Source organism: Mycobacterium sp. TH-M25, assembly GCF_057473665.1.
Genome location: NZ_JBYCLA010000028.1, coordinates 1 through 19918 on the forward strand (window position 1 = coordinate 1; position 19918 = coordinate 19918).

Annotated in this window: 20 protein-coding genes and 1 pseudogene; 17 read left to right on the forward strand and 4 right to left on the reverse strand. The window is 65.9% G+C overall.

Annotated features, from left to right (window positions below; translation table 11 throughout):
* The 13 genes and pseudogenes from AC2VOU_RS01010 to AC2VOU_RS01070 all read left to right on the forward strand — a co-directional run.
* Window positions 1-501, forward strand: a pseudogene (locus AC2VOU_RS01010) (type VII secretion protein EccCa); the annotation flags it as partial.
* Window positions 498-914 carry a helix-turn-helix domain-containing protein gene (locus AC2VOU_RS01015; RefSeq protein ID WP_486955673.1) on the forward strand — a complete coding sequence of 139 codons (417 nt, stop codon included), beginning with the start codon at window positions 498-500 and terminating at the stop codon, window positions 912-914. The pseudogene AC2VOU_RS01010 and the gene AC2VOU_RS01015, both read left to right, overlap by 4 nt.
* 141 nt (window positions 915-1055) lie before the next feature.
* The gene (locus tag AC2VOU_RS01020; RefSeq protein WP_330981293.1) at window positions 1056-1352 is read left to right on the forward strand and encodes a PE domain-containing protein; all 297 of its coding nucleotides are present in this window, start codon (window positions 1056-1058) and stop codon (window positions 1350-1352) included.
* 15 nt (window positions 1353-1367) lie between these two features.
* Window positions 1368-2852, forward strand: a complete 1485-nt coding sequence (locus AC2VOU_RS01025; RefSeq protein ID WP_486955674.1) for a PPE domain-containing protein — start codon at window positions 1368-1370, stop codon at window positions 2850-2852.
* An 84-nt stretch (window positions 2853-2936) separates the two neighbouring features.
* Entirely contained in the window at window positions 2937-3236 is a 300-nt protein-coding gene (locus AC2VOU_RS01030) for a WXG100 family type VII secretion target (RefSeq protein WP_486955675.1), read from the forward strand.
* A gap of 44 nt (window positions 3237-3280) precedes the next feature.
* The gene (locus tag AC2VOU_RS01035; protein WP_486955676.1) at window positions 3281-3574 is read left to right on the forward strand and encodes a WXG100 family type VII secretion target; all 294 of its coding nucleotides are present in this window, start codon (window positions 3281-3283) and stop codon (window positions 3572-3574) included.
* Window positions 3575-3630: 56 nt separating this feature from the next.
* On the forward strand, window positions 3631-4512 hold the full coding sequence (locus AC2VOU_RS01040) for an ESX secretion-associated protein EspG (protein ID WP_486955677.1): 882 nt from the start codon (window positions 3631-3633) through the stop codon (window positions 4510-4512).
* 128 nt (window positions 4513-4640) lie between these two features.
* Window positions 4641-6158, forward strand: a complete 1518-nt coding sequence (locus tag AC2VOU_RS01045; RefSeq protein ID WP_486955678.1) for a MinD/ParA family ATP-binding protein — start codon at window positions 4641-4643, stop codon at window positions 6156-6158.
* Window positions 6155-7654, forward strand: a complete 1500-nt coding sequence (eccD, locus tag AC2VOU_RS01050; RefSeq protein WP_486955679.1) for a type VII secretion integral membrane protein EccD — start codon at window positions 6155-6157, stop codon at window positions 7652-7654. The genes AC2VOU_RS01045 and eccD overlap by 4 nt, the downstream gene beginning before the upstream one ends.
* Complete coding sequence (locus AC2VOU_RS01055) at window positions 7651-9285, forward strand: S8 family serine peptidase (RefSeq protein WP_486955680.1); 1635 nt, start codon at window positions 7651-7653, stop codon at window positions 9283-9285. Before eccD ends, AC2VOU_RS01055 begins: the two co-directional genes overlap by 4 nt.
* Window positions 9285-10829: a type VII secretion protein EccE gene (eccE, locus tag AC2VOU_RS01060; RefSeq protein ID WP_486955681.1), complete on the forward strand. Its 1545-nt coding sequence runs from the start codon at window positions 9285-9287 to the stop codon at window positions 10827-10829. Before AC2VOU_RS01055 ends, eccE begins: the two co-directional genes overlap by 1 nt.
* Window positions 10830-10895: 66 nt before the next feature.
* Window positions 10896-11753 carry a DUF2637 domain-containing protein gene (locus tag AC2VOU_RS01065; protein ID WP_486955682.1) on the forward strand — a complete coding sequence of 286 codons (858 nt, stop codon included), beginning with the start codon at window positions 10896-10898 and terminating at the stop codon, window positions 11751-11753.
* Between the two features lie 85 nt (window positions 11754-11838).
* On the forward strand, window positions 11839-13239 hold the full coding sequence (locus tag AC2VOU_RS01070; protein ID WP_486955683.1) for a type IV secretory system conjugative DNA transfer family protein: 1401 nt from the start codon (window positions 11839-11841) through the stop codon (window positions 13237-13239).
* Window positions 13240-13560: 321 nt separating this feature from the next.
* Here the strand turns inward: AC2VOU_RS01070 and AC2VOU_RS01075 are convergent, their stop codons facing one another.
* From AC2VOU_RS01075 to AC2VOU_RS01090, 4 genes are all read right to left on the reverse strand, one after another.
* Window positions 13561-15075 carry an RNA-guided endonuclease InsQ/TnpB family protein gene (locus AC2VOU_RS01075; RefSeq protein WP_486955684.1) on the reverse strand — a complete coding sequence of 505 codons (1515 nt, stop codon included), beginning with the start codon at window positions 15073-15075 and terminating at the stop codon, window positions 13561-13563.
* Entirely contained in the window at window positions 15072-15485 is a 414-nt protein-coding gene (gene tnpA / locus AC2VOU_RS01080) for an IS200/IS605 family transposase (protein ID WP_486955685.1), read from the reverse strand. The genes AC2VOU_RS01075 and tnpA overlap by 4 nt, the downstream gene beginning before the upstream one ends.
* A gap of 101 nt (window positions 15486-15586) precedes the next feature.
* Window positions 15587-16420, reverse strand: coding sequence for a hypothetical protein (locus AC2VOU_RS01085; protein WP_486955686.1), 834 nt, complete (start codon window positions 16418-16420; stop codon window positions 15587-15589).
* Window positions 16410-16793 (reverse strand): helix-turn-helix domain-containing protein, encoded by a 384-nt coding sequence (locus AC2VOU_RS01090; protein ID WP_486955687.1) that lies wholly within the window; start codon window positions 16791-16793, stop codon window positions 16410-16412. The genes AC2VOU_RS01085 and AC2VOU_RS01090 overlap by 11 nt, the downstream gene beginning before the upstream one ends.
* A gap of 128 nt (window positions 16794-16921) precedes the next feature.
* Here AC2VOU_RS01090 and AC2VOU_RS01095 point away from each other — a divergent pair, with 128 nt between their 5' ends.
* From AC2VOU_RS01095 to AC2VOU_RS01110, 4 genes are read left to right on the forward strand one after another with little or no spacing between them, the layout of a single operon-like run.
* A complete protein-coding gene (locus AC2VOU_RS01095) occupies window positions 16922-17368 on the forward strand; it encodes a hypothetical protein (RefSeq protein WP_486955688.1) in 447 nt (148 codons plus the stop codon).
* Window positions 17365-18468, forward strand: coding sequence for a hypothetical protein (locus AC2VOU_RS01100; RefSeq protein WP_486955689.1), 1104 nt, complete (start codon window positions 17365-17367; stop codon window positions 18466-18468). The genes AC2VOU_RS01095 and AC2VOU_RS01100 overlap by 4 nt, the downstream gene beginning before the upstream one ends.
* 7 nt (window positions 18469-18475) lie before the next feature.
* Complete coding sequence (locus AC2VOU_RS01105) at window positions 18476-19399, forward strand: conjugal transfer protein (RefSeq protein ID WP_486955690.1); 924 nt, start codon at window positions 18476-18478, stop codon at window positions 19397-19399.
* 53 nt (window positions 19400-19452) lie between these two features.
* Entirely contained in the window at window positions 19453-19752 is a 300-nt protein-coding gene (locus AC2VOU_RS01110) for a hypothetical protein (protein ID WP_486955691.1), read from the forward strand.
* The last annotated feature ends 166 nt before the right edge of the window (window positions 19753-19918 follow it).

Below are 19918 nucleotides of genomic sequence, written 5' to 3' on the forward strand. Positions count from 1 at the left end.
CATCTGGGCGCCTACGTTTTCCGAGAGGACCAGGTCCGCGCGTTGGGGGAAAGCCTGGGCGCGATCTTGACCGAGCGCATGCCGATGACCGATCAGAGTCAAGAAGAGTTGGCCGCGGGCACACGGCGCTGGAGCGGGCCGGAGATCTTTGTCTTCATTGATCGCGAGGAAACCTTGGCCAGCTGGGATAGCGGCGGGTTCGTACCTGGTACGGGATACCCCTTGGGGCCGGTCACGCGATTCATCCCGCGCGGTAAAGAGGTCGGCTTGCACTTGGTTGTGTCGCGCCGAATCGCCCAGTGGGGCCGCACCCAAACCAATCCGGTGATTGCCGAGATGGTCAAAACCAAGGCCCCGGCGGTAGTGATGGACGGCGACCCTGACGAAGGGCCGATCATCGGCCATACGAAGGCCGCGCCGGCCGACCCCGGCCGTGGGCTCTACGTCACCGACCGGGTGGTGGCGCCGGTGCAGGTCGCGTTCCCGGCGAGCACGCCTTGAGTGAGGTAGACCCCGCGCGGCTGCTAGCTGACTGCGTCGATCAGGCCCGCCTGGAACAAGGGCTGTCCAAGCATGACCTGGCGCGGCTGGCGCGGGTGGCTCGCCCCACGATCTCGCTGCTGATCAACCACGGCAAGGTCCCGTCTCGTGCGGCCACGCTGGATAGGATCGGCGCGGCGCTGGGCTGGGAGGCTGGCACCTGCGCGGCGTTGTTGGCAGGACGGCCCACGCCAGGCCCGCGCCCGCCAGCGACCCGCTCGGCGCAGCTGCTGGCGCAGCGACTCACCGAGATCGCCGAAGAGGCGCGCACGGCCGTGTGCGCGGCCGAGCAGTCAATTGTTCGGCTCAAAACGATCGAAGAACGTGCGCGCGCGGCGGCTCACTTCGTCCTGGGTGGCTCCGCCATCGAGTAACCACAAAGGCAACAGGGGGTGTTGCCTTTGGTGGAATGTGGCCGGTTTGGTTGCCGGTGTCACTGGCGGCGGTTATCGTCTCAGGAAATACGGCTCTATCGGGTGGGGCAGACAGAATATGCGGACAGGGGTTGGATTGCAATGATGTTTGTTGAAGCACCCGCGCTCGCAGCGCAGGCGGCAGCGGAAGGCTCGGGCGGAGCGACCACGGCCGCCACCCTAGCTGCTGGGGCACCGGCCATGGGCGCGGTGGTGCCGATGGGCGGCGAAGAAGTGTCGGCCATGTTCGCGCAAGCTATCGCCGCGCACGGCGCGCAGTTCTTGGCGGCAGGTGCTGTGGGTGTGGCCCAGCGTGAGGCGTTCGCCGCCACCGTGGCGACCTCGGCAGCCACCTACACCGCCGTGGATGCCGTCGGCCAGGCGCTGCTGTCGCTCTAGTGCGGCGGTGCACTGATGTACTGGGGGATCCCACCGGAGATTAATGCCTTCCGGTTGACCAGGATGGGCGCAGGTCCGACCGCGCACATTCCGCAAATCACCGCCTACACCGCTGCTTCGGTTACCCACTTCGAACAGGGTATGCAGCAGCAGGTGACCGCGGCGGTGACGGCACCGGTTTTCCAAGGCTCAGGCGGAACAGGGATGCTCGATAGTGCCACGCCGATGGCGGCCTGGCAGCAGACCGCCGGGATGCATGCAGAGGCCGCGGCGGCCACCATTCAGACCGGGTTGGCCGCCTACGCGGCGGCGGTGTCGGCGACTATCCCTCATGAAGTGGTGGTGGCCAATCGGGTCCGGGAAGCCACGCTGGAAGCAACGAATTTTATGGGGTTCAACACCCCTGCGATCGCCGAGGCCAACGCCGAGTACGCCGAGTATTGGGGCCAGAATGCTGGCGCCATGGTCGGCTACATGGGCGCCATGGCCCCCGTGGTGAGCGCGTTGAGCGTTCCGCTGCCGACGTTGCCGGATATGAGCAACCCGGCGGGCCCTGCGCTCGGTCTGACCGGTCTGATTAGCGACGGGGTGAGTGCTGGCGTTGGTGTTGGCGTGCAGGCCCTGGGTACAGGCATGAGCGCCGGCAGCGGCGCCGTCTCCGCCGGTACCGGAGTCGCCACCGGGGTGTCCAGCGGGGTGTTCAACGGTACCGGAGCGGGCGTGCAGGCGGCAGGTTCGAGCACTGGTAGCGGGCAGGCTCCGGTTTCCCAGCCCGCGCCCACGGGCACGACCGCAGGTCAAGGTGTCCCCGCAACGACAGGCACCACCCAGGGCCTGACGAGCAACTCGCCACAGGCCAAACCACCTCTGTTGCAGGGGGGGCAAAGCGGTCAGCCGCCTGCCGAGCAGCCAGGACAATCGTTGCTCAGCCAGCTCACGCAAGCGCCGACCGAGATGATGAGTTCGCTGAGCTCACCCCTGGAGTCGGTGGGACAGCTCCCGCAAAGTGCCGCGGGCCAATTGAGCGGCCTGATGGGTCCGCTGTCGGCGCTGACCGGTGGGATGGCCGGCGGCCTCGGTGGCCCGCCCGCCGGGGGGCCACCGGGCCTCAGCGCGGCCAGTGCCCCGTGGTCGGGCCTCAGTGGCGCCAATGGCGGCTTCGCCGGCGGCGGCTCCACGGTAGCCGCGGCGTTAACCAAACCGTCTGCTGGCGGGCTCGGCGGCCCGGTGGGCGTGCCGGGTGGTTGGTGGGCCAACGTGCCTGACGCCGCTGATGCCGGTGAGCAGCCAGCCGCGGGACTGCGCAGCGGCGCAACAGCGGCCAGGGGTGCCATGGCGCCTGGAATGTATGGGCCGATGTCGTCCACGGCGCGCTCGCAACGCGGCAATGAGTACGCCGACGTCGGCGAGCAGGATAAGACGATCACGCTGCCGGCATCCGCGCACGCGGCTCCGGTGCTCACGTCTGAGGGCGTGGTCCACGTCGGGCAGGGAGGATAAATCCCGGCAGGGGCCCGGGGTAGTTGCTGAACTGAACGGAACAAGCAGCAGTAACCAGTTTGCAAGCGAAGGAGATACACCGCCATGGCGTTGAACGCCGATACCGCGCAGATGCTCGCGGGCGCAGGTCAAATGCACAACATTCAGCAAGAAGTGATGGCGGCTTTGGGCCGCTATGTCACCATGAACCAGAACCTCACCGGTACTGGTTTCAGCGGGAACGCCGCGCTGGCCTCCATGTCGACCACCGAGGACGTCAACCGGACCGGTCAACAGGTCAACACCCGGTTCCAAAACGTCATCGACATGATGAAGCGTTCCGCGCACCAATACGCCGAGACGGACGCCCAGAACCGCGCCGCGTTGGGCTCGATCCAGGCCTAATCGCGCCGACCCCGATCTAAGACGACTTTCAGAGGAGAATGGTTATGGATTCAATGCGTTACGACCACGCGATGATGGCCGATCACGTCTCGGCACAGGCGCAGCTGGTCGCCCACATGAACGACCTGCGCGGCCGCGCGATGGGCGTGATCAACCAGATGGCCGGAGTCTGGACGCAGCACGGTTCGGATGCTGCCCAGATGTGCATGCACGAGATCGATCAGGCGTTCCAGGCGGTCTTTCAGACGATCGAGCGCCACGGACAGGCCGTTGGGCACGCCTCGACGAATGCGTTGGGCACCGACCACGCGGTGCAGGCCGGTTTCCGGGGCTTGTGACCGAGACCGGTACCGCAGTTTCAGCGCGGCTGTCGACCACTTCGGAAGGCTTGTGGTTGACAGCCGCGCTTTGCGGTGTGGCCCAATTGCCGCCCCTGCTCAAGATTCGGCCGATAGGGGCAGTGCAGGCCACCATCGCCGACCATCCCGGTATGGAAGTGCTGCACGATGCGGGCATCTATCGGGATGGTGCAGTTGACCCCAGCGTGGCCTCCTGGGTCGGTGTGCTCGGGCGTCCCGACCTCGAGGTCGACGTCACGATCACACGCCCCGAGACGGCCCCCAGCCGCCTCGAAGGCCCACCACCGATCTTCACCGCCCCGGATGACCCGATTGAGGCCGCTGCAGCGCTGGCCCAGTGGTATGCCCAACGCCCCCCGCAGCGTGTCGTCACGCTGTGCCGTCGCGACAACGCTTGGGTGGCTGCCGCGCGACTGTGGCGTCCGGGTCAAGACGCCAACGATGAGGTGGTAGTGAGCCCGCTGGGCGAGGCCGAGATCACCCACGCCGTCGTCGACACGCTCGGGCCAGCCGAACCGGCCCAGTTCCACGGCATCAATAGCGAAGCGGCGGTACTGCATACCATTCTGGCGGCTTGGCAGGCGAACCCCGCCATCGACCTGGTCGCCGGCCTCACTGAGGTGGGCCTGTCTGTGCCCCAGGCGCGGCTGATCGAAGCGGTGGCCGACCGGGGAACCACGCGCGCGGTGATCGGCGCGGCCGAATTCTCCATCAGCGGGCCAGCGCAGGCACCGATGGCGGTAACCGTCGCCGACACCCTCATCGGCCGCGTCGTTGTCAGCAACAGCGTTGGTCCTGATGGCAGGCAATGGACAACGCTGCTGCCCGGCGCTGAGCACGCCATTCACACGGCTGTGCTCGAGCTGCTTGAGACGTTGCCCTCGGGCCGTGGTTGGCCGACTCATCGGCGAACCTAAATTCGATACGCACTAATATGGTGTCCGTTGTAGACGGATGAAAACCGAGGTTGTTAGTGTCGCGCTGTGGCCAATGGAAGTGCGGCTAAGCGAAATTCGGATACGGTTCGGTGATGAGGGGACACGGCATGACAAACCCACATGGGCGCGACGAACGCGACTTTTTCGACGACCTGACGGCCACGCCGGCGCCAGACGCGCAGCCCGCGCCGGACGCCACGCAGGCCAGCCGTCCTCATGACATCGACGACACGACGACCAGAGAAGATGCGCGCCCGCGCTTTTCCCCGCCGGAGGGCACTGTGGCACCCCGCCCTCACGACGCACCTCCGCTGCCGCCAGCCCCACCGGCGTGGCAGCCGCCGCGCTTTGCACCCCCTGAAGGCACCTTTGCACCGCATTCCCAGGACGCTGCGTCAACCCCATCATGGGAGCGACAACAGCCCGGCTTCGATCAGCCAGCCACCCCGGGTGAAAATTCCGGCGGCGCAAACAATTTCGGGCGCCCCCCGCACGGCGGGTCAGAAGTTGCGCTCGGAGGGCGTCACGGCGGCGCGCCGCAGCCGGTCGGGCCATCACTTGCCGGCCAGCACGAGTCGCCCTACCCGTCGGCAGCCGAGCGCGGTTGGCGTGCGGCGACACCGCCACCGGCGCAGCGCGCCGTGGGTACCCCGCGGTCCTCGGATGCCCTGCGAGAGCACTTGCGCGCCACGGACTTGATCACTCCCCATAAGGAAGCATCGTCGAGGGGATGGCGCAGGGCGCTGCTCAAGGCTTCCGGTGGCCTTATCAACGTCGGCGAGTCCAGCGACGAGCGCACGGTGCGTGGCTTGAAGGCGTCGATCGGCGCCAATCTGCGCGGCACTTACACCGTCGTTGTGCTTGGCGGTAAAGGAGGCTCGGGCAAGACCGCGATCACGGTGGCCACCGCCAGCGAGTTCAAGCGCAACCGCAACGACCAAGTGGTCGCGGTAGATGCCGATCCCGCACAAGCCGCGAACCTTGCGGTCCGTGTCGATCCCAGCGCGTCGTCGCTGCGTGCGATCAACGAGGACGGCAACTTGCATCGTTACGCCGACGTCGGTGCCTTAACCGGCCACAACAAAGTGGGTCTTGATGTCGTTGCTTCCCCCCGCCATGGCGGCGCACGCGGTGAAGTACTGACCGCTGAGGAATTCGTCAAGGGCCATAAGCTTTTACAACGCTTCTACAGCGTGCTGTTCGTTGACTGCGGCGTTGACCTCGAACACGAGGTGATGAAGGGTGTGTTCGAGCGCGCCGATGCGGTGTTGATGGTGGCCTCAGCCGTGCCCGACGGCGCCGAAGGGGCGAGCACCAACTTCGAGTGGCTGCGCGATGAGGGCTATCACCAGTTGCTATCGCGAACGGTGTTGGTGATCAACCACATTCGTCCCACACGCAACCGCAAGGATCGCAAGGAGACAGCGAAGCTGGTTGCCACGTTGCGTGAGCATTTCGGGAGCTGGGTCAAAGCCGATCGCATCATTGAGGTCCCGTTTGACCCTCACATCGCCTCAGCCGGCGAGCTCGACATCCGCCGGATCCGCCCGAAAACCGCCCGCGCGGTGCTGGAAGCCGCCGCCGCGCTCGCGGCAGGATTTTCCACGACGGCTGATGCCCGATGACTACGGCAAATCCTGCACAACAGGCGACCGAGGTCCCTCGCCTGTGCAAGGTGCATCTGCTCGTCGGTGAGGACACCCTGATCGATTACGTCCTGCCGGCTGGGGTGGCGTTGATCGCGGTGATCGAGGACCTCATCCCGCGGGTCAACGCGATCCTCAAAGACCGCGGCCGAGCACCGCTGGATGACACGCTGACCTATCAACTGTGTCGGGCCGATGCCACCGGGCTCGATCCCCAACGATCCCTGGATGACAGCCGTGTCTACGACGGCGACTTGCTGTGCTTGTTGCCTCTCGAGGCCACTGAGCGCTTCGCGCCCGTGATCGAGGAGGTGTCGACGGCGCTGGCTCGTTCCGCCCGCGAACAGTTCTCCACGGTGAACATCACGGCGGCACGCCGCGTCGCCGGGGGGCTGTTCGCGGCGTTGGTGGCGTGGGCGGAGCTGATGTTGGCCCAGCTGTGGTGGCAACAGCACGGCTGGCTGCCCGCCGCGGTGTCGTGGGGCTTAGCCGCCGTGTTCTTGGTGTCGGCCAGGGCGGCGGCGCGGGCCCGCGATGAGCAAAGACGCCACTCAGCAGACTTCTTGGTGTGGTCGGCGCTCGTGTCTGCCGTCGCGGGGGCGGCGATGTCGGTGCCCGGCCCGCCCGGGGGCTGGCATGTGGTGGCCGCGACGGCCACCGTGTTGGCCGGCGTCGCGGCGCTGACGATGCTCACTGGCCGCTATCTGGGTGTGTGCGCGGGGATGACCGTGATCGGCTTGTCTGCGGGCGCGGTGGCAGTAATTCATGCCAGCGGCTGGCGAGTGCTGCCAGCGCATGTGGCGGTGGTCTTTCTGGTCCTGGATCTGGTGCTGGTGACGTTTGCGACCAGCATCGGAGTCATGGGAGCCGGTGTGCCCGGGCCGTGGTTTCCGTCGGTGACCAACCGCGGGGTCTTTGAGACCCGAGAAGGCGCTGCCCTCAACACCGTGTCGCCGGTGGAGCGGCCAGGTAATGAATCTGTGGAACAGATCGCGACGTGGGCTCGGCGCGGCACCACTATCGTGACGGGGCTGCTGGTGGGCAGCGCTGTGGTGCTGGTCGTGGCCGCACGGTATGCAGTGATGCCCGAAATAGGCGGCGGATGGCGCTATTTGGCGTTCACGTTGGGAATTTGCGCCATATTTCTGCTCAGGTCACGCTCGTTCGTCGATCGCAATCAGTCCGTCACGCTGGCCGTGGGTGCCGTCGTTGCGGTAGCAGTGGTGATTGGGCGATACGCCAGCGCGCCGAATCCGGCGTCGCCGGTCGTGACATTGATCTGCGTTGCCGCGGCACTGACGTTGGCCGGGATGGTGCTGCTCGGGGTGCTGGTGGTGCCCAAAGCGCGCATCAGCGCGCCGGTGAACCGCGCCGTCGAGGTCAGTGAATACGTCCTCCTGATTTTTGTTGTGCCATGGGCGATTTGGCTGCTCAACCTGCTGTGGGTGGTACGGAATGCGGTGCACGGATCATGAGGAAAGCCGCGAGCAGCCTGGGCGCGGTGGGACTGGCCGCCGCCCTGATTGCCGTGTCCGGCGGCGTGGCCGGCGCGATCGATCCCCCGGTAGTGCCTCCTGGCCCACCGCCGCCTGATCCCGCGCCCGCCCCGGATCAGCCAATGCACCAAATCGCGGCCTGCACCACCACCGGGGTGCTGCCGGGCAGTGATTTGCGCGAGCTGCCCGCACCGCTGCAATTGATGAACATGCCTCAGGCCTGGAAAGAATCCACCGGTGTGGGCGTGCTGGTGGGGATCATCGATACCGGCGTGGCGGCACAACCTCGGCTGCCGCACTTGGTGGCCGGGGGGGACTTCGTGATGGGCCAGTTTGGTGACGGTCTGTCTGATTGCGATGGCCACGGGACCGTGGTGGCCTCACTGATTGGGGCCGCGCCCTCGGGGGCAGCTCTGGTTCCCCAGCCGTCCTGGGCAGTGCCTGTGGCTCCTCCCGCGGGGGCGCCGCCGCCGCGCCCGATTCCCCCGCCACCGCCGCCGCCGACGGTCACGGTGACCCAAACGGTGGCCCCGCCGCCCCCGCCCCCGCCACCGCCAGACGACCACCCAGCCTGGCTTGGTAGGGCGGCTCCGCCTCCGGCCACCCTTGGCCAGGATCGCGGGTCAGCGCCGCTCGAACCGCCCCCTGGTGGCGGTCCCGATGGGCTGATCGGCGTGGCTCCGGACGCGATGCTCATCTCGATCCGCCAGACAGCGCAAACGTTCGGCCTCCTCGACCCCGGAGTGTCCGACAATCCTGAGGACATTCGCCGCGCCGGTGATATCAACTCGTTGGCCCGCGCGATCGTGCACGCCGCTAATCTGGGCGTCAAAGTGATCAACATCAGTGTGGTCTCGTGCATCTCGACAACCAAGCCGCAGGATCAAAGCGCCTTGGCAGCCGCGGTCCGCTACGCCGCGGTCGACCGCGACGTCGTGATCGTGACCGCCGCGGGCAACGTTCATGCCCAGGGCTGCAACGTACAAAATCCCGACCCACTACCGGGTGACCCCACGCGCGGCTGGGCCTCGGTCAAAACCATCGCCACCCCGGCGTGGTTCAGCGATTACGTGTTGGCCGTGTCAGCCACCGATTCGACCGGTGTTCCCGCCGGCGGCGACAGCGCCTCCGTGCACGGCCCTTGGGTGGGACTGGCCGCACCGGGCGCCGACATCGTGGGCCTTTCGACCAGCGGACAAGTGATCAACGGCTCAGTCGATGACGAGAAGCTGCACCCGATCGCGGGGAGCTCGTTCAGCTCGGCGTTCGTCGGGGGCGTCGCGGCGTTGGTGCGCGCGAAGTTCCCCAACCTGACCGCACATCAGGTGATCCACCGATTAGAGGCCACCGCGCACCCACCCGCCGGTGGGCGTGACAACGTGGTGGGTTACGGCACGGTGGATCCGGTCGCCGCGTTGACCTGGGATGTGCCACCAGGAGACACGTTTGCCCCCGGAGTGCAGCGCGCCCAGCTCAAGGTGCCGCCCCCGCCTGCGCCACGCGACCCGCACCCGGGCTGGGTCGCGATGGCCATCACCGGCGTGGCCGTCACCGGCGTCCTGGCGGTGGCTATCGGCGTCACGGTCGCACGTCGTAGGGAGCAGATCTGATGCGCCAACGGTTTGCCTCGGCTCGTCTCAATTCTCGCGCTGTCATCACCGGGGAACTCGTCGCGGCTGCGGTGGCGCTGGCGCTGAGCACCACGCTGATATCGTGGCCGGTCGCGATGGCCAGCGCCGCAGTGCTGGGCCTGTTGCTCTGTGTGCTGACCCTGCGTGGACGCACGGTCTGGCAGTGGGTGGGGCGACTGATCAACTGGACGCGCCACCGGGAGCGTAAGCTTCGCCTGCCTGAACCGGTCGACGTCACGCTCAACGAACACACGATCGGTGTCGTGATCGACGGCCATACCGTGTGCACGATGATTTCGGTCCTGGGCAAGCCCTACATCCCGACCCTGTTGCACGCCGACCACACCAAAACGCCCAATACCGTGCCGATTAGCGTGATCGCACAAGAGATGCAGCGCTGCGGATTAAGCGTCGACGTCGACATCGTGTGCGAAGGCAGCCGCACCGCCAGAGACAACTATGCCGAGCTGTACGAAGCCGCCCTGCGGGGCCTGCCGGCGGCCGGACAGCGCAGCGTGACGCTGGTGGTCCGTTTCGATACGCGCAGTGAGCGCGTAGTGCCGGGATTGCTGTGGCGGCGTGACACTATCGCCGCGGCAGTGGCCGCGTCGCAGCGCATCACCAGAGCCCTCAACCAAACGAACTGCCGCGCACGGCTTTTGACTGCCGCGCAGATGAACGACGCGATAATGGCCAGCCTGGGTGGTCCCGAGAACGCAACAGCTTCCTATCAGGACCGCTGGACCAATCTGCAGCGCGGCGGGAAAGCCTATGTGACAGCGTATTTCTTCAGCGCCCAAGACGTGCGCTCTGCTGAACTCGACGATGTGTGGGCCTACCAAAGCGATCACACCACCCTGGTGATCGCGTTGCGCAGCGAGCCCACGGGCGTGCAGGCGTCGGCCCTGGTTCGGCTGACCACCGTGCAACCACTGGCCACCTCACCGCGATTGGTGCTCAACCCGATGGCGGGCCGACAATGGGAAGCGGTCGCGTTGACCGTGCCGGGCCGCCAGCGGCTCAGCTTGCCCTCCACGCCGGTCACCGCTGAATTGGACACTGCCGTCGTCGCCGGCGCATCCGGTGTTCTGCTTGGACAATGGCGTGACGCCATCTTGCTGATGCCGATGTCAGATCCCGCGGCCCCCACCCGAATCGCTTTGCACGCCGATGACGACCAGGAGGTCCGCCGGCTTATTCGCCGGGCCGCCGCGGCGGGCGAACAGGTCGCCGTCTATGACCCCACGGGACGCTGGACCATGGCGTCGGCATCCCCGCGGATCTGGACAACGCGTGACTTGACCGCCCAGCCGCCTCGCCCCCCAACCATGGTGATACACAACGGACGAGCAAACAGCTACCCGCCCGCGCGGACCTCCATCACGGTCGGCGATGTGCCCGCCAGCGCTGCACCCGACATCCGCATCGAACAACGCGGCGAACGAATCACCGTGAAAACACAACGATTTCGCACCGTCTTGCGGCCAATGACCTTCCGCAACGAAGACGCCTACCTCCGCTGAATTCATCGCGCCGAAGTGGCTTGTCTTGGTAGACGAATCGATGGACCGGCGTGCACGATGGCGGGTATGGCTTGCGACAGCGCGGGTGATGATCTGTTCGACACCGATGCGCGAACTCACCGACGCGCGGTGCGGTTCTTCTGGGTGGTACTGATCGGAGCGAGCGCAGCCTCCATCACGGGGAACGCGTTGCACGCGATCGTGCAGGCCGAGCATGTCGCACCGGCGCTGGCGGCCGCGGTAGCCACCGCACCGCCGCTGGTGTTGCTCGGATCCACCGAAGGGCTCTCGCTGCTGATCAAGGTTCACCGTCGCCCCAATCTGACGTTCTGGGCGGCTCTCATCATGACGCTGCTGCTGGGCGCCGGCGCGTTCCGCCTGTCCTTTGATGCGTTGTGCAGCCTCGCGATTCGCTGCGGCATCCGCCCAAGCCTGGCGTGGCTGTGGCCGCTGATTATCGACGTCACCACCGCCCAGGCCACCGTCGCGCTGGTAGCCCTGACCCGCCTCCACCACAGCACCGCACAGGCACCGACGGCGGGTGTCCATGACAACGATGTCGATGATGACCATGACCATCAGAGCGTGGACCTGGCGCCGCCGGCGACACCGCTGCCGGTCAGGGCCGCTTCAGCGACCAAGCTAGACAGCGCCAAGCAACCGCACGAGGTGACGCAATCGCTGCCCGTGGGCCCGAAACCCGAACCCGTCACCGCGGCAGCCGCACGCGACCCACATGATCGGGCCGTACGCACCGTGGTGGCGTCGAAACGAACCAAGCAGCCACCAGAAGTCATCGAAGCCGTGATACGCCTCCACGCCGCCGGGCAACGGCCCGGCGAGATTTCCGACGAACTGAAGTTGCATCACACGACGGTCAACCGCATTCTCGCAACGGCGCTGCACTCCCGTGCGGCGGTCTAGCTGCCGGCACACCCCTCGAAACTGGCGGTAGCCAATGTTGCTGTTTTGCTAGACGTTTGAGGGCAGCGGCGCCGATGATGGGCTCGTGGACAAGGAACCGTACACGCCGTACTGCGGACTGACCTACAACAAGCGAAACGTGGCGGCGCGCGCGGCGACCGCACCACACATTTTGGTCAGCGCGCCAACGCGTACCGGCAAAACACGCCGGATTCTGGCCCCCGCGGCGCTCCTACATCCTGGGCCCGCGGTGTTGGTGTCGTCCAAACCTGACCTAGCTGAGCTGGTGTTGACGCGGCGCAGCACGGGTGTCACCGGTGTGATCGATCTGCGCCCGGAGCATACCGAGGTGTGGCCGGCCGGGGTGCGGCGCATGGTTTCGGACCCGACCCGCACCATCACCAGCGCCCACGAGGCGCTGACGGTCGCCGAGACGATGCTGGCGACCTCGGGTGTGGGTTTTAGCGGGGCGAGTGGTAATGCGGTTGCCGCAGGCGGCCTTTGGGAAAGCCAGGCGGCACCCCCATTGGCGTGTCTGCTCTACGCGGCCAGCCCGTTGGGCAACGGCCTGGGAATGCCGTGGGTGCTCGACGCCGTGCAGGACTTCGGCGTCGATGACGCCGGCGGGGACGATGGGCGTCCTATCCCGCAGCTGGGGCGGCCGTCATGGTTGACCGCCTACGGGCTATGCGAACAACCCAAGCTCGCAGCCCCGCTATATGCCGTGATCGCGGGAATGGATTCCCGCCTGCGTGACAGCATCAAGATCACGGTGTCAAAGGCCGTAACACCCTGGCTGCGTTTGGGATTGAGCGCCGATGAGGGCGCGTCGCACTTGAGTGCGGTCGAGCGCATCAGTGTGGAATCCTTTGACGTCCGCATGCTTGACGAGCCAGATGCGACGCTGTTTGTCATCGCACCAAACACTGGCTCGGTCGCGGGCGCTGCGGTGGCGCTGATCGACTCCATTGTCCGGCATTTCCGCCGCAAGATGGCTAACCATCAACTGACTCATCGGCTGCTGCTCGAACTTGACGAGGTGTGCAACTCGTGCCCGCTGCCGGATCTGTTGACCTATGTCGGAGAGTCAGCGGGACTGGGCGTCAACATCTTGGCGACTGTGCAGGCGTCGTCACATTTCGATGTGGTATTCGGGCCCAAATATGCTGATGCGCTCCGGGATATGTTCCCGGGCACGCTGATCATGTACGGGGCTCACGAGCGTCACTTACTCGAACAGGCGTCGCACTGGCTGGGCGAGACCACCCGGCGCACCGAGGCCTACGAGCCTACTGGCGGCAGCCGAGGACAATCCTCACAGTTCGGCCAAGTCATCGGTTGGCAAGAGCTGCTTCCCCAATCCCGAGAGGAAGCCCAGCTTCTGCAGCGGGGGACCGCGGGCGAGCGCTTGCATATCCCTGACTGGACGGAGTTCCTGGCCCTATTCGACCAAGCGGTGCAACGGCGAATTAAGAAGGCGCAGTAGCGAATCGACTGCGGCTGGCCCAGTGTCGATTCTCGCTTCCGATGTCATACCGCCTGCCTCTGTCCTGGCGAGATGGCTGTTGTCTCACTACATGTCATCTGCTGTTCGTCTCAAGCGCGTGTCAGTTCTTCAGATTGGTCGAACCGGGAATGACGAGTGAACGTACACCAATATTAAGCAATATAAGAGTAGCGTAAGGTAGCGTTAAGACGTGTCGATCCGCGTTAGCGCTGCCTACACCCAGGTACAGGGTTCGGTGTTGCGGCCTATGAACGCGGTTGACATCCTCCACCGCTTGAAAGCGGTGGATTCCCTTGGCCGTTAGGCGGCGGTGGGTGGTTTGCGGTTCATCGCAGATGCCGCCGGCCCAGGGGCCGAACCCGTGTGGGGGTCGGTCTTATTCTTGCTCCCCGCCTGGCTGACAGCGGTGCTGCCCGCTTGCGCGGATGTCCCAGCCAGTTGTTCGGTTTGCGCCGCCGCCCAGCGGGTGAGGGCTTCCTCACGCACATTCACCGCAGCGTTGGTATCAGCGTTGCCCGTCCAGGAACACGCTGTGCACCGGAACACCGCTTGGCTTTCGCGGTTCTCCGGTGCTGTGTGCCTGCACTGATGGCAACGCTGACTGGTGTAGGCAGCCGGCACCTCAACCACGGTGACACCGGCCAATTTGGACTTGTACTCGATGTGTTTGGCCAGCCGCGCTAGCGCGGCGTTCTGCAGCACCCGGTTCAGAGCGCGTTTGGCCGCTGCTCCAATTCCCTTGCGCCGGCGGGTCATGCGGTCCAGGTGCAGGGCTTCGATCCCGATGAAGTCGTGCTCACGCACCAACTGGGTGCTGAGTTTGTGCGCGAAATCGTCCCTGACCCGCGCTTGACGCGCCGCCAGGTTGGCGGCGGCGGTCTTGTGTGCCTGATAGCGGCGGCTGCCGGAGTACCGACGTCCCTCACGGGCCGCGATCACCCTGGATTTGGCCATCCGGCGTTGATGAAACTTGCGTTGCCTATCCAAACCAGCGGTCTCGGGGGCATCGTAGAAACGACCGCGGTCATCAGCGGCGGTGTGCGCCACACCCCGATCGATACCGACCACCTCACCGGTGTTGACCTTGCCCGTCACGGGCAGCGGTTCGTTGACGAACACCAACTCCCGGCGCGTCCAGTTCACTCGCACCGACGTGTACGCGCGGATCGGTTGCGACAACCTGACGTGCAGCGTGATCTTCCAGCCCAGTTTGTGCGGCTTTCCGTCGGCTGCACGCCTTGGTGCGCGGTGCGTTCTCGGATTGGCCCCGCTGATCGTCACCACAGCGGAGCGCCGCCCGGTCTTGGTGAAGACAGCGTTGCGGCCACCGTTGAACCAGCACACAAACCGCGCATCGGAATCCCTGCGGCGGAATCCGGGCATCGAGCCGGGCCGCCGGCCCGCAGCCGTGTTCGTCTTGCGGCGTTTTCCCGCCGAGAACCAGTCGTTCGCTTCGGTTTTCAGCGTCGCTTCCAACACGTAGCCGGGCATCGCCGCCAAGAAACTATGTTGCCGGCGAGCCTGAGCATCGGTGATGTCGGTGACGGTGCGCCCGATCGGCATCAGCACCGGCTGGCCAGCCGGATCGATCACCATCACCCGATCACCATCACGGTCTTGGCACGTCAAGTAACGGCAGCGGGTCGAGCGGCGCTGGTTGAACCGGAACCGGAACCCATCGCACAGCCAGCCCAACACCTCATCCGGGTTGGCTGACCAGACCGGCGCCGCTGTGCCATCCGCCCCGGTGACATCGCCGAGGTACACCGCACTGCCGTGCAGACAGGCGCGGGTGATCTTGACTTGTTGACTCACGACGCCAGCACCGCATCCCACTGGTGCTCGATGTAGCGGCGCACCGTCGTCTCCGACACGTAGCCGACCGACGCGGCGAAGTACGCCGGTGACCACAGCACCTTCGTGAAATTCCGCAGGTGCGGGAACTCCTGGCGCAGCACTCGCGCGGTGCGGCCTTTGAACGCGCGCACCACCACCGCCGGGGCGTCGGCCGGGCCGACCCGCACGAACAGATGCACGTGATCGGGCATCACCTCATGAGCGACGATCTGCCAGCCGTGCTCGGCGGCGATCTGCTCGATCAGCTCGTCCAGGCGGCGGGCGACCCGCCCACCCAACACCCGACGCCGGTACTTCGGGCACCACACCAAATGTAGGCCCAGCGAGCACACGCCTCCCGGCGTGCGACGAAACCGCTGACCCGACATACCGCGAACCTTACGAGACGGGACCGACAAACTCGCCTGACCACGCTGTTCACCTACGCCCCGATTCCCCCGGCCGCTAAAGCGACCGGCCCCCTCGGGGCTCATCGGTGGTCAGGCGATATGTGGAGCGCAGGGAAGGACAACGTCTGTGAGCTCGGTTGGTCCAAGTGCTGGTCGGCAGAACCTAGCAGGGCGCTGGTCGCGCAGATCAGGCACCAGATCGCGATCGCCGAGACGACCGCGGCCCCGCCGAGGATCGGTCCCCAGTGGATCGGTGGCGGGGTGTGCCGGCGCACATGCAGTGAGGGCGGGACACGGCGGGCGGGCTCGGGTTCGGGGGATGGATCTAAGACCGTGGGCATGGGCAGCATTGACCCCAAGATCAGGTCGTCGTCAACTTCAACCGCTTCGGGCGTCAGTGGCCACCAGTGGCTGGAACCTTCGACGGCTAGCCAGCCTTCGAGGACACCGTAGAGCGCGGCCGTGACCAGGGTTGCAGGTAGTTGGACCAGAAGCCAGGGGACCAACACCTGGCTGCACAAACCGGCGGACGGGTCATAAAACGGCAGCGGCAGCGCTGCCAGCGCGGCTCCCCACAGCAGCGCCGGTCTCGGATAGGCACGGAGCCGCTCCGGGATGAGCCTGACGATCAGGAGATAGGAGAGCTTGCCCACCACCCACCCAAGCGGGGCGATCGCTGCGCAGCTTAAGACCAGCGCGGCTTCCAGGGACCCGCTGGCTAAGCTGGCGGAGCGCATCGGTAGCGGCGGGGCGACCACGTCGTCGTGCGGGTCAGGCCGGGCACCGACGTGGCTTCGCGTGCGAGCGCGGATCTTTTTGGCCAGTAGTTCCGCGCGGCGCTTCTGGAAGACAAAGATCCCCGCGTGAGCCGCGATCCAGGCTCGGCGTTGATCGTCGAAGATGTCAGCGGGCATGCTCGGCCGGTTCGCGTGCTGTCAGCAGTTCGGTGAGTAACTGACGGGCGTCGGCCAAGATCGAGTGGCACTGCTCGACGAGGTCTTCCACCGCGTGCAACACCGTGCGTACGTGGGTGTCTTGCGGCGGTGGGGTGGCAGGTAGCCCGCCTTCAAGGATCGTCCGCGATGAGCCGTGTGCCCAACCCAGGGCTTCATCAAGGCGGGCCAGTGTGGCCAACGACATGGTGCGAGAGCCGTTGCTGGACTTGTGCAGCGTCGAGCGGTTGGGTCCGCCCCGGCGAGCCAGTTCAGCCCGGGACATGTGCAGGACCGCCAGCCGCTCGGAGACGAAATGATCGAGCCGCGCAGGCCCGTCTTTTGGTGTATTCACGCGCATGAAACTACCTAAACGCAACCATTGTCGTCTAACAGTGTGGACAGAATCGCTTATTACCGCCTACGGTTGCGTGCATAGGCGCCACTTCTCTAGCGGCGCCGAGACGACGAAGGGACACCGCGATGAAGGGGCTTGTGGCGGCGGTCGCAACGCTGATGACCGTCCTCGTCGCGATCACGTTGGCGATCGTTGAATTGCTCGTCAGACTGGCGCCGCTGCTGGTCGCGGCGGCGTGCCTGTGGACGGCGTTCAAGCTGATACGTGCCCACCGCGCCCGCCGTGCCGCTGAGGACCAGCGTCTGGTGCAGGTGTGGAGCCAGCCCGTTGCTCAACCGGCAGCGCAGGCGGCGCCCCAGGCACTGCTGCCGCCGGTGATCGCCCACCGCCAACGGATGTATGTGGTGCGCGGTGAGGACACAGGGTTGGTTGCTGACCGTGATGACGGCTATGTCAATGTCTCGGCGAACGTCTTGCCGCGGGTGCACCGGTTGCCGGCCACCTACCATCACCGACGCAAGTTCGCCTCCCGCCGGACGGCGGGGCACCGTTCGGGGCGGCGGCGGCCGTGAGCTCGGTTTCTGACCAGCAATGGCTGCGCCAGATCGGGGTGGATCTGGACGCGGATGCCCAGACCGAGGACGACCGGCTCGACGAGGACCACGACAGCGTCTCAGCTCAGGACAGCGGTGGGGAGCCTGTCGATCCCGATGACGGCATCGCCCGCGTCGGCGCCACTGCGGCACTTGCTGAGGATCACCATGCCGCCGACCCCGCTGGCGCCTTGGATGTTGAGGGCGACGGGGGCGACGAGGGCACCGGAGTCGAGCAGCACGGCGGCGGTGCCGACGTTGTTGGCGAGGGGGACAAGCAACGCCGCCCGCGCCGATACACACCCTGGGTGCTCGGCGCCTTCGCCGCGGTGGTCGTGCTGGCGACGGTGGTTACCACCCTGGGCGTCACACTGTCTGGTCCGGATAGCCCATCGCCGAGTCCGCGCCCACACGTCGTCAAATCCAGTGTCGCACCGACTGTGGTGGCAGCGCCCACGCCAGCGGCTGGCGAGGGTGGTGATCACCCGCTGCCGTTTACCGCCTCAGCTGACTGCCCGGCCGGCGCCTCCACCTCAGCCAAATCGATCGCCGACCCTGATAAGCCGTCGCCGTGGATTTGCGTGCGGCACACCGACGGTCAACCGCTCTACATCACCCTCGGCCCGGCTGGCATCGAACGCGCTTATGTGATCACTGCGGTCAGTATTGTGCCGGGGGATACCTCGCCGGCGCAGGGCTCTGGCGCTGACCCATGGCTGCAGCACCGCGTCGTCACGTTGGTGCAATGGCAGTTCAATGACACTGCGCACACGGTCGTAGACCAGGACACCGGCAACATCCACGGCGAAGCGGTCAAACCGATTCCGGGGATCAGCGCCTCGAAGATCACGGTGATCATTCGCCAAACCAGCCGCCCGGTGGCAGCTCCTCAGCCCACCGCGACGGCGCAAGACGGTGGACCGTTCGGCGGCATCCTGGGCGGACCCGCGCCGGTCAACGGCCCGCAACCGCCGAGCGGGCCGGACCCGTCGGGTTTCGGATCAGGCCACGACACCGATCCCAGCGACGGAACGTTCGCGGTGTCCAGCATCAAAGTCATTGGACACAAGGCGACTTAAGGACGACATGAAGATCAGCAACGTATGGAAGCAGCGCCTCACGGTGTTGGGCCACGGCGCCGGGCGGGTGACCCTGGTGATTCTCGTGGCGAGCTCGTCGATCAACGGGATCGCGTTGCTGTGGCGGTTCGCGTTTCCTCCCGAGCCGCCGCCCGTGGCGGCCGTGGCTCGCGAGGTGATCAACGAAACCGACCCGGTGAAGGCGTTCGCCGTCAATTGCGTACGGGGCCTTCTCGTTGGAACCGCCTCGGGCGCCAGCAATCTCACGCGGTGCTTTCCCGACGGACAAAAGTACGAATTGCCCACCACCTCATCGATGACGGTGTCCAATCCCACGGCGTGGGCATCAAAGCGCAAGGACGCCTCCAACGACATGGTCCTTTACAGCGTCAAGGTGCAGATCGACGAACAGCCCTACCCTTCAGCGCCCCCGACGACGGCCTTCTACCAACTACCAGTCGCGGTGTACCGGGATAAGGGCATGCAGGCTCTCGATCGCATCAGCAGGGTGGATCCGCCGCCGCCGGGCGCTATTGTGCCCCTGGGCTATTCAGTGACGATCGCCGCCAACAGCCCGCTTTTCACAATGCTGTCTGGGTTTGCCGCAGCGTTTCTTACCACCTCGGGCGGCCTGGAACGGTTTATCACCACCGACTCAGGCATCACGCCCGTGGCGTCGTACTCGTCTGCCTCGGTGACTGCCGCCCAGGTCGACACCAATCCCCCTGATGCGCCGACGGATAACAGCGAATTAGCGGCGCACATTGATGTGTCGGCGCGCAGACCGGACTACACGCTGGTGTCGCTGTCGTACTCACTGACGTTGCGATCGGTGGGCGGCACCTGGTTTGTCGCCCAGATCGACGCCATCCCGGTGTTGGCCGATGCCACACCGACCCCGGTTCCCACGACGGTGGCCCCGCGGAACTAGACGTCACTGAGGATTCAGAGAAAGAGGTAATCACCGTGATCGGTTCGTATTCCATGCCCGTCCTGGCTAGCCACACCATCAACATGGCTGCTGGGGCCGGGGTCATCAACATGAGCCACGAGGTCCTCTACATCATCGTGGCCGTCGGCGGCACATACTTCTTGGGCAGCGGCATCGTGCGCGGCATGAGAGACCACTGGAAGCGTGGCACCGGCGCCGGATTGTCGGCAATCGCAGGCGGTGTCGCCTTGGCGGTTGTCGTGGCACACATCGTGGGGCTGTATCAGCGCGGCAATCAGGAATTTGAGCACCTGCCCGGCAGCGTCGGCCACTCCAACACCCGCGGATGGTGACCACAGCACCGGTTGCCCCGCCACGACCGGTAGAGAAGGCCGAAGCATGGTCGGGCATCCGCGACATCGACATCCAGATCGGGGAAGCCGCTCCGGGCCAGGAGTGGCCCGGCGGCCCTTATCGCGGGATCGAATGGGTAGCCATCGCCGCGATCGCTGGACCCAC

Excerpts from the sequence above, each read along its gene's own strand:
- AC2VOU_RS01055 (WP_486955680.1), top strand. The coding sequence starts at position 7,651 with ATGAGGAAAGCCGCGAGCAGCCTGGGCGCGGTGGGACTGGCCGCCGCC.
- tnpA (WP_486955685.1), bottom strand. The coding sequence starts at position 15,485 with ATGTCGGGTCAGCGGTTTCGTCGCACGCCGGGAGGCGTGTGCTCGCTG.
- AC2VOU_RS01025 (WP_486955674.1), top strand. The coding sequence starts at position 1,368 with ATGTACTGGGGGATCCCACCGGAGATTAATGCCTTCCGGTTGACCAGG.
- AC2VOU_RS01030 (WP_486955675.1), top strand. The coding sequence starts at position 2,937 with ATGGCGTTGAACGCCGATACCGCGCAGATGCTCGCGGGCGCAGGTCAA.
- AC2VOU_RS01035 (WP_486955676.1), top strand. The coding sequence starts at position 3,281 with ATGGATTCAATGCGTTACGACCACGCGATGATGGCCGATCACGTCTCG.
- AC2VOU_RS01020 (WP_330981293.1), top strand. The coding sequence starts at position 1,056 with ATGATGTTTGTTGAAGCACCCGCGCTCGCAGCGCAGGCGGCAGCGGAA.
- AC2VOU_RS01110 (WP_486955691.1), top strand. The coding sequence starts at position 19,453 with ATGCCCGTCCTGGCTAGCCACACCATCAACATGGCTGCTGGGGCCGGG.
- AC2VOU_RS01095 (WP_486955688.1), top strand. The coding sequence starts at position 16,922 with ATGAAGGGGCTTGTGGCGGCGGTCGCAACGCTGATGACCGTCCTCGTC.
- eccD (WP_486955679.1), top strand. The coding sequence starts at position 6,155 with ATGACTACGGCAAATCCTGCACAACAGGCGACCGAGGTCCCTCGCCTG.
- eccE (WP_486955681.1), top strand. The coding sequence starts at position 9,285 with ATGCGCCAACGGTTTGCCTCGGCTCGTCTCAATTCTCGCGCTGTCATC.
- AC2VOU_RS01085 (WP_486955686.1), bottom strand. The coding sequence starts at position 16,420 with ATGCCCGCTGACATCTTCGACGATCAACGCCGAGCCTGGATCGCGGCT.
- AC2VOU_RS01045 (WP_486955678.1), top strand. The coding sequence starts at position 4,641 with ATGACAAACCCACATGGGCGCGACGAACGCGACTTTTTCGACGACCTG.
- AC2VOU_RS01065 (WP_486955682.1), top strand. The coding sequence starts at position 10,896 with ATGGCTTGCGACAGCGCGGGTGATGATCTGTTCGACACCGATGCGCGA.
- AC2VOU_RS01105 (WP_486955690.1), top strand. The coding sequence starts at position 18,476 with ATGAAGATCAGCAACGTATGGAAGCAGCGCCTCACGGTGTTGGGCCAC.